The organism is Leucobacter sp. gxy201 (assembly GCF_051043335.1).
Classification (GTDB): Bacteria; Actinomycetota; Actinomycetes; order Actinomycetales; family Microbacteriaceae; genus Leucobacter.
In genome coordinates this window covers 144919-159923 of record NZ_JAMXWS010000005.1, presented here as the reverse complement: position 1 = coordinate 159923, position 15005 = coordinate 144919, and the positions used below count along the sequence as shown (strand labels likewise).

General features: G+C 70.8%; 12 protein-coding genes. 2 read left to right on the top strand and 10 right to left on the bottom strand.

Features of this window, described 5'->3' with window-relative positions:
• From NHL51_RS09985 to dut, 8 genes are all read right to left on the bottom strand, one after another.
• Positions 1–1212 (bottom strand): acyl-CoA dehydrogenase family protein, encoded by a 1212-nt coding sequence (locus tag NHL51_RS09985; protein WP_434143408.1) that lies wholly within the window; start codon positions 1210–1212, stop codon positions 1–3.
• Positions 1209–2549: a beta-ketoacyl-[acyl-carrier-protein] synthase family protein gene (locus tag NHL51_RS09980; protein ID WP_434143406.1), complete on the bottom strand. Its 1341-nt coding sequence runs from the start codon at positions 2547–2549 to the stop codon at positions 1209–1211. The genes NHL51_RS09985 and NHL51_RS09980 overlap by 4 nt, the downstream gene beginning before the upstream one ends.
• Complete coding sequence (locus NHL51_RS09975; RefSeq protein WP_434143404.1) at positions 2546–4117, bottom strand: class I adenylate-forming enzyme family protein; 1572 nt, start codon at positions 4115–4117, stop codon at positions 2546–2548. Before NHL51_RS09975 ends, NHL51_RS09980 begins: the two co-directional genes overlap by 4 nt.
• Positions 4118–4150: 33 nt before the next feature.
• On the bottom strand, positions 4151–6112 hold the full coding sequence (dxs, locus tag NHL51_RS09970) for a 1-deoxy-D-xylulose-5-phosphate synthase (RefSeq protein WP_434143402.1): 1962 nt from the start codon (positions 6110–6112) through the stop codon (positions 4151–4153).
• 111 nt (positions 6113–6223) lie between these two features.
• Entirely contained in the window at positions 6224–8893 is a 2670-nt protein-coding gene (acnA, locus tag NHL51_RS09965; protein ID WP_434143400.1) for an aconitate hydratase AcnA, read from the bottom strand.
• A gap of 106 nt (positions 8894–8999) precedes the next feature.
• Entirely contained in the window at positions 9000–9824 is an 825-nt protein-coding gene (locus tag NHL51_RS09960) for a DUF3159 domain-containing protein (RefSeq protein ID WP_434143398.1), read from the bottom strand.
• Complete coding sequence (locus NHL51_RS09955; RefSeq protein ID WP_434143622.1) at positions 9821–10483, bottom strand: DUF3710 domain-containing protein; 663 nt, start codon at positions 10481–10483, stop codon at positions 9821–9823. Before NHL51_RS09955 ends, NHL51_RS09960 begins: the two co-directional genes overlap by 4 nt.
• 73 nt (positions 10484–10556) lie before the next feature.
• Positions 10557–10994, bottom strand: coding sequence for a dUTP diphosphatase (gene dut, locus NHL51_RS09950; RefSeq protein ID WP_434143396.1), 438 nt, complete (start codon positions 10992–10994; stop codon positions 10557–10559).
• Between the two features lie 135 nt (positions 10995–11129).
• On the opposite strand from dut, the gene NHL51_RS09945 reads away from it, so the two are divergent.
• Positions 11130–11594 (top strand): DUF3093 domain-containing protein, encoded by a 465-nt coding sequence (locus NHL51_RS09945; protein WP_434143395.1) that lies wholly within the window; start codon positions 11130–11132, stop codon positions 11592–11594.
• 184 nt (positions 11595–11778) lie between these two features.
• On the opposite strand, the gene NHL51_RS09940 is transcribed toward NHL51_RS09945, so the two are convergent.
• Positions 11779–12069, bottom strand: coding sequence for a DUF4193 domain-containing protein (locus NHL51_RS09940; RefSeq protein WP_434143393.1), 291 nt, complete (start codon positions 12067–12069; stop codon positions 11779–11781).
• 350 nt (positions 12070–12419) lie between these two features.
• Here NHL51_RS09940 and sepH point away from each other — a divergent pair, with 350 nt between their 5' ends.
• Entirely contained in the window at positions 12420–13796 is a 1377-nt protein-coding gene (gene sepH, locus NHL51_RS09935) for a septation protein SepH (protein ID WP_434143391.1), read from the top strand.
• Here sepH and NHL51_RS09930 read toward each other — a convergent pair whose 3' ends face one another.
• Positions 13797–14999: an alkaline phosphatase family protein gene (locus tag NHL51_RS09930; protein ID WP_434143390.1), complete on the bottom strand. Its 1203-nt coding sequence runs from the start codon at positions 14997–14999 to the stop codon at positions 13797–13799.
• Between the last annotated feature and the right edge of the window lie 6 nt (positions 15000–15005).

The following is a 15005-nucleotide window of genomic DNA, read 5'->3' as shown; positions in this document are numbered from 1 at the left end:
CTAATCGTCGAGCAGGGCGGCGGCGAACATCGGGCGGGCCGCATCCGCGCTCGGCGGATGGAAGAGCGACGCCGTAGCATCGCGCATCAGCCGGCTCGCCTCGTGGGAGTTGCTGTAGCCCGCGCCTCCCGCGCAGGCCAGCGCGGTCTCGGCGCATGCGCGGGCGACGCGGCCGGCGTGCAGGCGCGCGCTCACGAGGCGCAGCGGCCAGCCGGCTCCGTGGTCGACGAGCTCGTCGAGGTCTCGCGAATAGCTGTCGAGCTGCGCGGGCACCGGAAGGTAGTCGAAGTGCGCATCGGCCAGGCGGGTTCGATGCTCGGGCACGTCGGCGAGGGTCGTCCCGGCCTTCTCCGAACGCCGACGGTGCAGCCCCTCCGCCGCGATATCGAGGGCGCGCGCGGCGACGCCCGCGTACACGGAGCCGACGAGCAGCTGGAAATTGCTCGTGATCGCGAAGACCAGCAGATCGGGGTGGCGGCCGGGCGGCAGGCGGCGCACGACCCGATCGGCGCGCAGGCGGGCCTCCTCGAGCACGGTCGCCCGGCTGTGCGAGGCGCGCATGCCGAGCACGTCCCACTCGCCCGCGGTCGAGATGCCGTTCCCGGAGCCTTCCGCACCCTGAGGCCCCTCGCCGGAGACGCCGTCGCGCTCGAGGAAGCCGTAGACGAGCTGCGGCTCGTCGCCGTTCGAGACATCGAGGCCGTGCACGATGAGGCGCGTCCACACGGGCGACAGCGAGGTGAAGATCTTGACGCCGGAGAGCAGGTAGTCGCCGTTCGGCTGCGGCACGGCGGCCGTGCCCGATCCCTGCAGCACCCAGTCGTTGCCGGGCTCGCTGATGCCGAAGGCGAAGACTTCGCCGGCCATCGCCTCGGTGAAGACCCGTTCGAGCGACCGGTCGCCGCGCAGGTGCAGGGTGCGGGCGACGCCGACGCACAGCAGATGCATGTTGATCGCGAGCGCCGTGGCCGGGGCCGCGCCCGCGAGCCGCTGCTGGAGCCGCTGCACCTGATTCAGCGTCAGGCCCGGCCCGCCGAAATCTTCGGGCACGAGGGTCGTCAGATAGCCGTGCTCGCGCAGCTCGGCCAGATCGGCATCGAAGAAGGCGTTCTCGCGGTCGCTGGCCGCGGCGCGATCGCGCAGGCGCTCGAGCAGTTCGTCGGGCAGGTAGCGGGCCGCGATCTCGGCGTGCAGTGCTTCGCGGTCGGTCATGGGTGCTCCTTCGTCGGTGCGGGCCGGGGGTGCGTCTCGGGCGAGTCCATCGGTGCGGTCGGGCCGGCCTCGAGCGGCGTTCTCAGCAGCACGGCGCCGTTGTGCCCGCCGAAGCCGAACGAGGTCGACAGTACGGCGCGCAGACGCGCGGGCCGCGCAGCGCCCGAGACGAAGTCCCAGCCCGCGAACTCGGGGTCGTCGAGATTCAACGTCGGCGGCACGATGCCATCGCGCATCGACATCACGGCGAGGATCGCCTCGACGATGCCCGCCGCGCCCAGCAGATGACCGGTGCTCGACTTCGTCGCCGTGATCGGCACCCGGCGCGCACGGTCTCCGAGGGCGGTTTCGAGCGCGCGCAGCTCGACCGGGTCGCCGGCGGGAGTGCCGGTGCCGTGCGCGTTGATGTGGTCGATGTCGGCAGGGACCGCTCCGGCATCGGCGAGGCATGCGCCGACCGCTTCGGCCGCACCGCGGCCGTCAGGATGCGGCGCGGTCGCGTGGAAGGCATCGCTCGACGCCCCGAAACCGGCGAGCTCGGCGAGAGCGGTCGCGCCGCGCCGACGGGCGCTCTCTGCCGATTCGACGATGACGGCCGCCGCGCCCTGGGACATCACGAACCCGGCGCGTGCGCGGTCGAAGGGGCGGCTGGCCGCGGTCGGTTCGCTCTCGTACCCGGCTGCCAGGGATCGCAGGTTCGCGTTCGCCGAGAGGTTGATCTCGTTCAGGCAGTCCTCCATGCCGACGACGATGACGGCATCGACGTAGCCGTGCCGCACCCGTCTGAGCGCCTCGCCGAGTGCGATGGCGCCGCTCGCGCAGGTCGCGGAGACGGCCTGGGCCGGTCCGTGCACGCCGTACCGCTGGCTCATCAGGGCCGCTGCGGCATCGGGTGCCCCGTAGACGGAGAGGCTCAGCGGCACGGCCCGGGAGCCGCGCTCATCGAACGCGCGGGTCGCGCGCTGCTGGGCGTCGACCGGGCCGGATCCGCTCGCGACGATCACGGAGGTGCGATGCGCGGGCCACGGCAGCGGCTGTCCGTTCGAGGCGGCGTCCGGGCGTGCGACGCCGGCCTGCGCGAGCGCCTCGTCGGCGGCGGCGATCGCCCAGTGCTGCACGGGGCTCAGGCGGCGCGCGAGCGCGGCGGGCAGCACCCGCTCGACATCGAAGCCGCGCACCCGGCCGCCGATGCGCACCGGGAGCTGTGCGAACTCGGGCCCGTCGAGCACGTCGATCGCGCTTCGGCCGTCGCGTACCGCACGCCAGAGCGATCGCACGTCGAGACCGCTCGGAACGATGGCCCCGAGACCTGTGATGACCGCCCGCCCGGAAGTCACAGCCGCACCGCTTCTCCGGATCCGACGGCGGCGGCGGTCTCGCTGCGACGGATCTTGCCGCCGACCGTGCGCGGCAGCCGATCCATGCGGTACCAGCGCGTCGGCACGAACTGCGGGGCGAGCCGCTCCGATGCGAGGCGCTTCAGCCGCGATTTGTCGAGCGCGGCGCCCCCAGCGTTGTCGCTGTTCGACGCGCCATCGGCGGCTGCCTCGACGACCAGCGCGATCACGGTGCCGAGCCGCGGGTGCGGCAGTGCGACCGCGCATACCGCGGCGATGCCCGTCGCCCCGTCGAAGGCGCGCTCGACCTCGGGGAGCGCGACCTTGTGCCCGCCGGTGATGGCGATATCGCCCTCGCGGCCGAGCAGCTGCAGTCGGCCGCCGACGAGGCGCGCCTGGTCGCCGACGCTCGCCCAGCCGTCGGGGCCGCGCAGCACGGCATCGGTCGTGCCCGCGACGTAGCCGTCCGAGCAGGCGGCCGCGCGCGCCCAGAGCGTTCCGGGTTCACCTTCGGGCACCTCGGCGCCCGCATCGTCGCGCACGCTGACGCCGATCGTCGGGTAGACGTCGAGCAGCGTGCCGTCGCCACCGCGGCTGTCTCCGATGAAGCCGATCTCGGCAGCGCCGTAGTAGCTGATGAGCCGCACCTGCGGCAGCGCCTCGGCGAGGCCGTCGCGCAACGATGCGGGCAGGTTCGCGCCGCCGGTGACGACGAGCCCGAGGGTCGCGAGACGTGCGGGGTCGCGACGCGCGGCATCGATCAGGGCCTGCACCACGGCCGGCACCGCGACCAGGCGGGTGATGCGCTCCTCGGCGACCCGGCGCGCCATCTCGACGGCGGAGAAGCCGTCGCCGAGGTGCGCGGAGCCGCCGGTCGCAAGGCACTCGATGAGCGCGTAGAGCGTGAGGCTGTACGACAGCGGCCCGGGCGCGAGCGTCGCGACCCCGGGGAGGGGTTCGAGATGGGCGCTCGATACCGCCACGTTCTCGCGGTACTGCTGCCGCGTCTTCACGAAGGCTTTGGGATCGCTCGTCGTGCCGGACGAGAAGAGCAGCAGGAACGCTTCCGCGCCGTCGCGCACCGCGGGGGCGGGCGCCGGCACGAGATCGGCGCCGTGCTCGAGGGCGATGAAGTCGGCGAGGCCGATAACCGTGCCCGTCCAACCGCGCGATCCGAGCTCGCGCGCGAGCGCGCGATCGTCGCTGATGAGCAGGCCGATGCCCGTGACGAGCACGACACGGGCGCGATGCGCGAGCGGCCAGTGCGGATCCATCGTCGCGGAGACGGCGCGGTATCCGCCGAGCCCGGCGACGATGCGGGCCGCATGGTAGGCCGACTCGACGCTCACAGCGGTGATCGGAATGCCTCCGGTCTCGGCCGCCGGCCGCGGCGCCGAGCGCTGCGCTCGGTGCAGCCGGTCCACGACCGCGAACATGCGGCGCGAATCCTCGACCAGCTCCGCGTAGCTCAGACTCGGAGCTTCCGTCGCCTCTGCACCGCTGCCGACGATCGCGAGCTGTTCGGGGTCGGCGGCGGCCGTAGCGAGCACCGCAGATGTGAACGGCATGTCACTCCGAATCGTGTTGATGGATCGGGTCGATTATATCGTTTCGGGCTCGTGATCGGTCGGTCGGGCGACGGGGATGCGGGTGCCCCGCACCTGCTCCCCCACTTGCTGGGCGATGAGCTCCGCGGTGAGCCCGGCGTCCTCGAGCAGCTCCTCGCGCGTCGCGTGATCGGGGAACTCGTCGGGCGCCCCGAGCTCGCGTACCGCCGTGTCCACCCCGGCATCGCGCAGCGCCTGCCTGATCCGGGTGCCGATACCGCCCACGCGGATGCCGTCTTCGATGCTGATGAGCAACCGGTGCCCCCGCGCGGCATCGGTCACCGATCGAGCAACCGGCACCACCCAGCGCGGGTCGACGACGGTCGAGGTGATGCCCTGCGCCTCGAGCATGGCGGCGGCATCGAGCGCGATCTGCGCCATGGGGCCGACCGTCACGAAGAGCACATCGGCCTGAGGCAGGGCCGCGGCATCCTGCCCGGAAGCCTCGTGCAGCACGTCGACGCCATCGGCGGTGCGCCGCAGTGCGGGTATCTCGGCTCCGATCGCGCCCTTCGGGTAGCGGATCACAGTCGGGGCGTCGTCGACGGACACCGCCTCCGCGAGCTGTTCGCGCAGCGACGCCGCGTCGCGGGGCGCGGCGATGCGGATGCCGGGCACGACCTGCAGCGTCGCGAGATCCCAGACGCCGTTGTGGCTCGGCCCGTCGGGCCCCGTGATGCCCGCCCGGTCGAGCACGAACGTGACCCCCGCGCGGTGCAGCGCGACATCCATCAGCAGCTGGTCGAACGCCCGGTTCATGAAGGTCGCGTAGATCGCGACGACGGGATGCAGGCCGCCGTAGGCGAGGCCCGCGGCGCTGGTCACCGCATGCTGCTCCGCGATGCCGACATCGAACACGCGCTCGGGAAAGCGCTCGGCGAGGCCGTCGAGGCCGGTCGGGGCGAGCATCGCGGCGGTGATGCCGACGATGCGCTCGTCTCTCTCGGCGAGCTCCACGAGGCGTGCGCGGAAGACGCCCGTCCAGCCGAGCACCGACGGTGCCTGGACGGGGCGGCCGCTGCCGGGGTCGATCTTGCCGATGGCGTGGAACTGATCGGCGATGTCGTTCTCGGCGGGTGCGTACCCGCGCCCCTTCTCGGTGATGACGTGCACGAGCGTCGGGCGCACGTATCCCTTCGCCTGGCGCAGCGCGTGCTCGACGGCTTCGAGGTCGTGGCCGTCGATCGGACCGATGTATTTGATGTCGAGGTTCGAGTAGAGATCCTGGTTGCCCGATGCCCGGCTGACGAACCCGCGCATCGCGCCGCGGGTCGCCCGGTAGACGGTGCGACCGGGGGCGCCGAATGCGGAGAAGAGCTTCTCGCTGCCCTCCTGCAGGTCGCGGTACCCCGACGAGACGCGCACACTGTTCAGGAAGCGCGCCATGCCCCCGATCGTCGGCGCGTACGAGCGCCCGTTGTCGTTGACGACGATGACGAGGTTGCGATCGTTGTCGTCGGTGATGTTGTTGAGCGCCTCCCACGTCATCCCGCCCGTGAGCGCACCGTCGCCGACCACGGCGACCACGTGCCGGTCGCGCTGCGCCGGGTCGCTCTGGGCGCGACGCGCGAACGCCCGGGAGATGCCGTCGGCCCAGCTCAGCGAACTCGAGGCGTGCGAACTCTCGACGATGTCGTGCTCGGATTCCGAACGCTGGGGGTAGCCGGCGAGGCCGCCGCGCTGCCGCAAACCCGAGAAGTCGCGTCGCCCCGTCAGGATCTTGTGCACGTAGCTCTGGTGGCCGGTGTCGAACACGATCGGATCCCTGGGCGAATCGAACACGCGGTGCAGCGCGATCGTCAGCTCCACTACTCCGAGGTTCGGCCCCAGATGCCCGCCCGTTTTCGCGACCTCGGCGATGAGGAACTCGCGGATCTCCGCGGCCAGCTGCGCGCACTCCTCGACGCTGAGCGCATCGAGGTCCCGGGGCTGCTCGATTCTCTCCAGGATCGTCACGCAGGCACCTCGATTCTCGGCCCGGCCGGTCTGCCCGGGCATCTCTCCATACTAGTGAGACGACGACGGGCCCGGCCGCCGAAGCGACCGGGCCCGTCGTGCCGACCGGTACTAGACCAGCGAACGCAGCACGTACTGCAGGATGCCGCCGTTGCGGTAGTAGTCCGCTTCGCCCGGGGTGTCGATGCGCACGACGGCGTCGAACTCGACGATCGAGCCGTCGGCCTTCGTCGCCTGCACCGCGACCGTCTTCGGCGTGGTGCCCGCGTTGAGCTGCTCGACGCCCGAGATGTCGAAGCTCTCGGTGCCGTCGAGGCCCAGCGAGTCGGCGCTCTCGCCGGCGGGGAACTGCAGCGGCAGTACTCCCATGCCGATGAGGTTCGAGCGGTGGATGCGCTCGAAGCTCTCGGCGATGACCGCCTTGACGCCGAGGAGGCTGGTGCCCTTCGCCGCCCAGTCGCGCGACGAGCCCGAGCCGTACTCCTTGCCGCCGAGCACGACGAGCGGAACACCGTTCGCGATGTAGTTCTGCGCCGCGTCGTAGACGTACGCCTGGGGGCCGCCCTCCTGCGTGAAGTCGCGGGTGAAGCCGCCCTCGACGTTGTCGAGCAGCTGGTTGCGGATGCGGATGTTCGCGAAGGTACCGCGGATCATGACCTCGTGGTTGCCGCGGCGCGAGCCGTAGGTGTTGAAGTCCTTCGGCGCGATGCCGTTGGCGACGAGGTACTGGCCGGCCGGGGTCTCGGCCTTGAAGCTGCCCGCCGGGCTGATGTGGTCGGTGGTGACCGAATCGCCGAGCTTCAGCAGCACGCGGGCGCCGGTGATGTCGGAGACCGGCGAGGTCTCGAGCGACATGCCATCGAAGTAGGGGGCCTTCCGCACGTAGGTCGACTGCTCGTCCCACGCGAAGGTGTTGCCCTCGGGCACCGGAAGCGAGGTCCAGTGCTCATCGCCGTCGAACACCGTCGCGTACTTCTCGCGGAACATGTCGGAGTCGATCGACTCGTTCGCGATCTTCTCGACCTCGGTCGGGTCCGGCCAGATGTCCTTGAGGAACACGTCGTTGCCCTCGGAATCCTGGCCGAGCGCCTGGTTCTCGAAGTCGAAGTCCATGCTGCCGGCGAGGGAGTACGCCACCACGAGCGGCGGGCTCGCGAGGTAGTTCATCTTGATGTCGGGGTTGATGCGACCCTCGAAGTTGCGGTTGCCCGAGAGCACCGCAGTGACCGCGAGGTCGTTATCGTTGACCGCCTGCGAGATCTCGTCGTTCAGCGGGCCGGAGTTGCCGATGCAGGTCATGCAGCCGTAACCGACCAGGAAGAAGCCGAGCGCCTCGAGGTCGCCGGTGAGCCCGGACTTCTCGTAGTAGTCGGTGACGACCTTCGAGCCGGGCGCGAGGGTGGTCTTCACCCACGGCTTCGCCTTCAGACCCTTCGCCACGGCGTTGCGCGCGAGGACACCGGCCGCGAGCATCACGGAGGGGTTCGAGGTGTTCGTGCAGGAGGTGATCGAGGCGAGGGTCACCGCGCCGTGATCGAGCTCGAACTCGTTTCCCGCCTGATCCTTGACCTTCGCAGGGTTGGAGGCCTGCGCGTAGTTCTTCAAGTCGGTCTCGAACTGGTTCTTCGCGTTCGTGAGCTCGATGCGGTCCTGCGGGCGCTTCGGGCCCGCGATCGAGGAGACCACGGTGCCGAGGTCGAGCTCGAGGTACTCCGAGAACTCGGGCTCGCGCGCCGGATCGTGCCACATGCCCTGGGTCTGCGTGTAGGCCTTGACCAGCTCGACCTGCTCGTCGCTGCGGCCGGTGAGGCGCATGTAGTCGAGCGTGACATCGTCGACCGGGAACATGGCAGCGGTGGAGCCGAACTCGGGGCTCATGTTGCCGATGGTGGCGCGGTTCGCGAGCGGCACCGAGCCGACGCCCTCGCCGTAGAATTCGACGAACTTGCCGACGACGCCGTGCTTGCGGAGCATCTGGGTGATGGTGAGCACCACATCGGTCGCGGTGACGCCGGCCGGGATCTGGCCCGAGAGCTTGAAGCCGACGACGCGCGGGATGAGCATCGAGATGGGCTGACCGAGCATCGCGGCCTCCGCCTCGATACCGCCGACGCCCCAGCCGAGCACGCCGAGGCCGTTCTGCATCGTGGTGTGCGAGTCGGTGCCGACGGAGGTGTCGGGGTACGCGAGAGTCTTGCCGTCGACCTCGCGGGTGAAGGTGACGCGAGCGAGGTGCTCGATGTTCACCTGGTGCACGATGCCGGTCCCCGGGGGGACGACCTTGAAGTCCGCGAAGGCTCCCTGACCCCAGCGGAGGAACTGGTAGCGCTCGCCGTTGCGCTGGTACTCGATCTCGACGTTCTTCTGCAGCGCGTTGGCCGCTCCGTAGACGTCGGAGATGACCGAGTGGTCGATCACGAGCTCCGCCGGAGCCAGCGGGTTGATCTTCGAAGGGTCGCCGCCGAGGTCGGTGACGGCCTCGCGCATGGTGGCGAGGTCGACGACGCAGGGCACGCCGGTGAAGTCCTGCATGATGACGCGGGCCGGGGTGAACTGGATCTCGGTGTCGGGCTCCGCGCTCGGATCCCAGCCGCCGAGGGCCTTGATGTGCTCCTGGGTGACGTTCGCGCCGTCCTCCGTGCGAAGCAGGTTCTCGAGCAGCACCTTCAGGCTGTAAGGGAGGCGCTCATGGCCTTCGACCTGATCGATCCTGAAGATCTCGTACTCGTTGTCTCCCACCGCAAGGGTGCTCTTCGCACCAAAGCTGTTGACCGCGGCCATAGCAGTTCCTCCACTCGTCGCCCAGCGGGACACACTGACATCTCCGCCGAGCAGGCACTTGTCTCGATGTCGAGATAATTCTACACGTTTCGAACGGTCGGGGCACTCAGGCGGAAGGGTCGTTCTCCCCAGTGCTGGCAACGTTTTCGCCCGGCGTATCATCAGATGAAGGTGCGGCGTCGCCCGCGGTGTCGCCGTCGGCGTTATGGGAGTTCGCCTCGTCGACCGCGCTCGCGACACGGCTCAGCACCACCCAGGTGAAGAGAACCGCCAGCGCGAAGAGCGGAATGCCCATGAACAGCCGGGCGAGTCCCAGCGCATCGACCGCCGCTTCGTCGCCTCCGCGCGCCGCGAAGAAGAGCGGAAGCTGCACCGCCAGACGCGCGCCGAACACGGCGATCCAGACGAAGGTGCACGCTCGTGCGGCCACGCGCAGCGCGCGCTCCTTGCGCCACTCCGTCAACGAGCCGCGCAGGAAGCCGAGCAGCAGCCCGATGATCGGCCAGCCCACGATCAGCGAGACGGCGTGGGCGAGCACCCAGGCGCCGTTGATCCAGAAGCCCGGCAGGTAGTAGTCCTCGCCCCGACCGGTGAACAGCGTCACCGCGACGCACACGACGGCGCCGAGCAGACCGGCGAGCGCCGACTGCACGGTCTGCCGGCGCAGCAGACGCAGGGCGAAGAAGACGAGCGCCACCGCGAGGGGGGCGATCGCCGACATCCGCGCATCGCGCGTGACGAGGTACATGCCGAGGTAGAGCGTCGCCGGCACGAAGGTCTCGACGACGCCCCACCAGCCGCCGATCGCGGCGAGCACGCCTCGGGCCGATACGGCTTCGCCGCTGAGACCGGCCTCGACCACGCCGCCGAGACCCGCACGGGTCTTCGGGGCGGCTTCGTCGGGAGCGCTCTCGGAGTTCGACTCGCTCACGCCTGGGTCGTGCCCTGCCCCTGCGCGCCCTGCTGCTGCACGCCGGCGGGCACCCGCAACGGCAGCAGCTCGCTCGGCGGCATCGGCTGCTCGCCGCGCACGACGACCAGCTCGCGGAACAGGTCGTTCACGCCCGCGCGCGCCTCCGCATCGGTCGCGGCCTTGCCCATGATGACGCCGCGCAGCATCCAGCGCGGGCCGTCCACTGCGATGAATCGGGCCACGCGCGCCCCGCCGCCCTGCTCGGCAGGGACCTGCGTGGTCACGACGAGCTCGGGGCCGAAGGCGCCGTCCTCCTCCGCGACCTGCGCGCCCTGGGCCTGCATCTGCTGCTGGATGTCGTGGCGCACGCCGTGCCAGAGACCGGTCGACTTCGGCGCCGAGAACGCCTGCACCTGCAGCAGCGATCCCTGATAATCGAGCGAGACCGCGACGACCCGCTTCGAGCGGTCGTCGACTTCGAGACGCAGCTGCAGCCCCTCGCGCGGCGCCACCTTGATGCCGCCCATATCCACGTACGGGCGCATCGTCGGCACCTCGGCCGCGTCGAACGGACCAGCCGTCGCCCGGTCCTCGGGCGCCGACTTCGCATCGTCGATCGGAGCCTCGGCCCCGTCGTGCACCTCAACCGCGTCGGCGCTCTGCGCGTCCTCGCTCATCTCCACCATCCCCTTCATCAATTCTTCAGCTGTGCCGCGGCCGCGAATCGGCCGGAGCGCATGTCGCGGGGCGTCAGCCCCGCACGCCCGTCGATCCGAACCCGCCGGTTCCGCGGGTGCTGTCGGGCAGCACGTCCACGGGCACGAACACGGCGCGGGACACGGGCATCACGATCATCTGCGCAATGCGATCGCCCGGCTCGATGCTGAACGAGTTCTCGGAGTCCGTATTGAGCAGGGACACCTTGATCTCGCCGCGGTACCCCGCATCGACGGTGCCGGGCGAGTTCACCACGGTGATGCCGTGCTTGGCGGCGAGGCCGCTGCGCGGCACGACGAAGGCCGCGTAGCCCTCGGGCAGCGCGATCGACACGCCCGTACCCACGAGGGCGCGCTCGCCGGGAGCGAGCTCCACGGCATCGGTCGAACGCAGATCGGCGCCCGCATCATCATCATGCGCATACACCGGCAGGGCGCCGGCGAGCGCGGGAATCTCTACGACATCAGTCACCCGGACAGGCTACCGGATCAATCCGGCAACCCCCACCCGGCGGCCGCGCGCATCCCCCTCCCATCGCGCCGCCCGCCGAGCCGCCGCGGCGACGCTCCACGCGACCTCCAAGGAGCGGCACGGGATAATGAGGGTATGAACACCGCTGCCGCCGCGACCGCCTACCGTGAACGACTCGTGCCGGGCGTCGGCCTCTTCGCCGCCGTGCTGCTCGTGGCTCCGGCCGTCGCGATGGTGCTCGTGCCGATCGCAATCGAGGCCTCCATCCCCGCAGGGATCATCGCCTACCTCGTCATCGCCGGATTCCTCTTCGCGACGAGCCCCACGATCAGGGTCGCCGATGGCCGTCTGCACGCGGGGCGCGCGCAGATCGCGCTCGAGCACTTGGGAGCGGTCGAGCTGCTCGGCTCCGAAGCGCTCCGGCGCGCCATCGGCCCCGAGCTCGACGCGCGCAACTACCTCCTGGTGCGCGGCTGGGTGCGCACCGGCGTGCGCATCGCGAACATCGACCCCGCAGACCCTGCGCCGTACTGGATCATCACGACGCGCCGACCGCAGGCGCTCGCCGATGCGATCGCCGGAGCCCGCGCGAACGGCTGAGCCCGGCCCGCGGGCTCCATGACTCGCACGAGCTCGAACAGGCTCGAAAGGCGAGATATCGGGCGATCCCGCGGCGGCGGCCGCAAAGTTTCGCCCTTCGACGGCAAGGCTCGGCGCAGGGCGCCGAGCTCACTGAGCAGCCGCCGTGGGCGGCTCCGCGGAGTGCTAAAAATCGCGATGCGATTTACGCAGCGCACTCCGCGCAGATCGGGCCGAGATCGGTCTGGTGGTCCATCTGCGAGCGGTGGCGCACAAGGAAGCAGCTCACGCAGGTGAACTCGTCGTCCTGCTGCGGCAGCACGACGACGTCGAGCTCGACATCGGACAGATCGGAACCGCCGATGTTGAAACTCGGGTTGTCGGCGTCCTCCGAGTCGATCGAGGAGGCACCCTTCGCCGAACCGCGTTCCTTCAGAGCCTCGATCGACTCTGCTTCTTCATCAGACTTACGCGGTGCGTCGTAATCGGTAGCCATGCGCTTGTGAGTCCCCTTGCGATTCGGTGCTCCGACGAGCACCTGAGTTTCCTGCGAGCGGCCATAGTCTGCCCTACGATTCCCCCCTGATGCAAACCGGGGCGTTCAGAGTTCTCTGAGCGCGGAACGAACGGCCCGGGCAGCTCCTGCCCGGAGCGCCGCTTCCCCGACGTGTCGGGCAGATACGGCGATCTTCGAGAGGCCCCGCGTCCCGAGACCGCTACGCCGTCGGGCACTGGTTTTCATACGCGCCCGGCTCAATGCGCGCGCGAACGCACCGACTGTGCCACCCTAGGATGCGCAAGCCGGGTTACGGATGGATGACGGTGCGGAGAGAAGGAAGCAGCAGTATGGACGAATTGCGCTTTGTGCGCCGCGAAGAGGCCGCCCTGATCGTCGCGACCGACTCCGGCACCGAGTTCAGGCTGATCGTCGACGACACCGTGCTCGGGGAGCTCCGGCATATCGGCCGCCGCGAGCGCGACGGCGTGAAGATCCGTCCGCGCGAGATCCAGTCGCTGATCCGTTCGGGCAAGAACCGCGCCCAGGTCGCGAAGATCACCGGGCTCGACGAAGTCGACATCGAACGCTACGAGGAGCCGGTGCTCGCCGAACGCCGCTACATCCTCGAGCGCGCGCATGCCGTCGCCGTGCAGGCCGACGCCCACGACGAGGACGATCAGAACTTCGGCTCCGTCATCGGTGCGCGTCTCGTCTCTCTCGGCGCCGAGGCCCCCGAGTGGACCGCCTGGAAGGAAGACGAGGGCGGCTGGATGGTCGGCCTCGAGTTCATCTCGCACGACACCGCGCACCGCGCCGTGTGGTCGTTCGAGCACCGCAAGGGCGCCCTCGCCCCGATCACTCCGGACGCCACCAACCTCTCGAAGCAGGGCGAGGTCGGCGACCGTCTGATCCCGAAGCTCCGCGCGGTCGACGACGGGGATCGCCGCGGCCGTTTCGACTCCGGCGCCTTCGATCGCGAGCAGATCGCAGACGGCATCGCCGTCGGCGTGACGGGCGAGCAGCCCGCTGTCGATGCCGCCGAGCCCGCCGCCTCGTCGCCCGAGACGCAGGCCGGGCCTGCGAGCACGACCGCACCGCGCACCGCGGAGCAGCGCCAGGAGGACGACGCGGACTCCGACGCCGAGTACGAGCGCCGCCGCGAGATCGACCAGCGCGCCGTAAAGACCACCGCGCAGCCCGGAGCCGACCTCAGCCAGACCGCAGATCTGCTCGACGCGCTGCGCAAGCGACGGGGCGAACGCGAACGCTCCTCGCAGGCGGCCGCCCCGGCCGCGCCCGAGTCCACGGCCTCGGAGACCTCCCCGAACGTCGATGACAGCGCGCCGACCGCGCCGCACCCGACGCTGCCCGCCGCGCCTCCGGCGGCGCCGCAGACCTCGGATCCGCTGCCTCCCGTCGATCGGAACGCCCCGGTCGACGATACGGAGACCGCGCCGCGGCCCCGCAGCATCTGGGCGGCCGGCGGCGTCTCCCGTGAAGCCGGGGCGCCGAAGAAGCGCGGCATCCCGAGCTTCCTCCGCGAGGCCGGCGACGAGGTCGGCGATGATGCGACGGATGCGCCGCGCCCCGATGCGGATCCTGCTCCGAAGCCGGGACCGAAACCCGCCCCGAAGCCGGAGGCTCGCAAGGGGCGCGCGTCGATCCCGAGCTGGGACGACATCCTCTTCGGCACCCGCAGCGACGAGGACCCGTCGGGGCGCTAGTCAGAGCGCGCCGGCGACGCCCGCGGCCGTCTCCGCCACGGCGGCAGCGAATGCGGTCCCCGCGAGGGCGCCCGCGAGTACCAGGGGCACGCCCCGCTCGTCCTCGCTGAACGAGCCGTGCTGCCCGACCATGTCGAGCGACCGCGGGTCGTCCGAGCCGCTGTAGTAGGCGACCTGCTTGCGCGCCGCGATGACGACGTCGCCGAGCCGCGGCGCGACTTCCGGCGCGACGGCGCCGAACAGTCCGCTGGCGATCGCCTCGTCTCGGGTCGCCACCCAGGCCCGCGCCCCCTCGGCCTCGGCCCAGGCGCGCGCCGTCGCGGTCGCATCGACGCCGTCGTCGAGGTAGAGCGAGCGGAATCGGGGCTCTCCCCCGATCTCGGCGACTCCCTCGAGCATCGCCGGGTCGGCATCGAGCATGATCCGCTGGTGGGCGCCGACGTCGACCATGCCGTGGTCGGCCGTCACGACGACGCCGACATCGCCCGGCAGTGTGCGCAGGAAATCGGTCAGCGCGGCGTCGAAGCGCTCGAGCCGCTCGGCCCAGGCCTCGCTCTGCCAGCCCGACGCGTGCGCGGCGCGGTCGAGCTCGTCGACGTAGAGGTAGGCGACGACCGGGTCCCCTTCGCGGAGCAGCCTCGATGCGACGGCGAAGCGATCCTCGATGCGCTGCCCGGAGCGGTACTCGGCGCCGTTGAGGATCGCCTCGGTCAGCCCGCCGACGGCGTGCGCGGGCCGCCCGATCGCGACCGGACGGGCGCCGATTCCGGCGGCGGCGCCGAACAGCGGCTCGGCGCGCTGCCATGCGCGGCGGTCGGCGATGCCCGACCACTCGCTCAGCGTCGTCACGAGCCCGAGCTCGGGGTGGCGGATGCGGTAGCCGATGAGCCCGTGCTCCCCCGGCAGCGCCCCCGTCGTCAGCGTCGTCAGCGCCGCTCCCGTCGTCGACGGCGCGACCGTCTCGATGCGCTTGCGGGGCAGCCGCGCGAGCGTCGGCGCATGCCCCTTCCTCGCCCCGAGGTTCGCATGCCCGAGCCCGTCGACCACGATCATCACGAACGAGCGGATCGCGGGCAGGCCCGCGGAGGCCGCATGGGAGATGGCCGGCGGCACGGCCGCGCCGATCCCTGCCGCGACCGCGGCGATGCCGCTTGGCAGAAGTGCGGCAAGCCTCGCACCGTTGTCGGCGGCAATCGGTAGCATGAGGTC

Coding starts and splice junctions, on each gene's coding strand:
- NHL51_RS09985 (WP_434143408.1), bottom strand. CDS start 1,212: ATGACCGACCGCGAAGCACTGCACGCCGAGATCGCGGCCCGCTACCTG.
- NHL51_RS09975 (WP_434143404.1), bottom strand. CDS start 4,117: ATGCCGTTCACATCTGCGGTGCTCGCTACGGCCGCCGCCGACCCCGAA.
- acnA (WP_434143400.1), bottom strand. CDS start 8,893: ATGGCCGCGGTCAACAGCTTTGGTGCGAAGAGCACCCTTGCGGTGGGA.
- NHL51_RS09955 (WP_434143622.1), bottom strand. CDS start 10,483: ATGAGCGAGGACGCGCAGAGCGCCGACGCGGTTGAGGTGCACGACGGG.
- NHL51_RS09945 (WP_434143395.1), top strand. CDS start 11,130: ATGAACACCGCTGCCGCCGCGACCGCCTACCGTGAACGACTCGTGCCG.
- NHL51_RS09940 (WP_434143393.1), bottom strand. CDS start 12,069: ATGGCTACCGATTACGACGCACCGCGTAAGTCTGATGAAGAAGCAGAG.
- sepH (WP_434143391.1), top strand. CDS start 12,420: ATGGACGAATTGCGCTTTGTGCGCCGCGAAGAGGCCGCCCTGATCGTC.
- NHL51_RS09930 (WP_434143390.1), bottom strand. CDS start 14,999: ATGCTACCGATTGCCGCCGACAACGGTGCGAGGCTTGCCGCACTTCTG.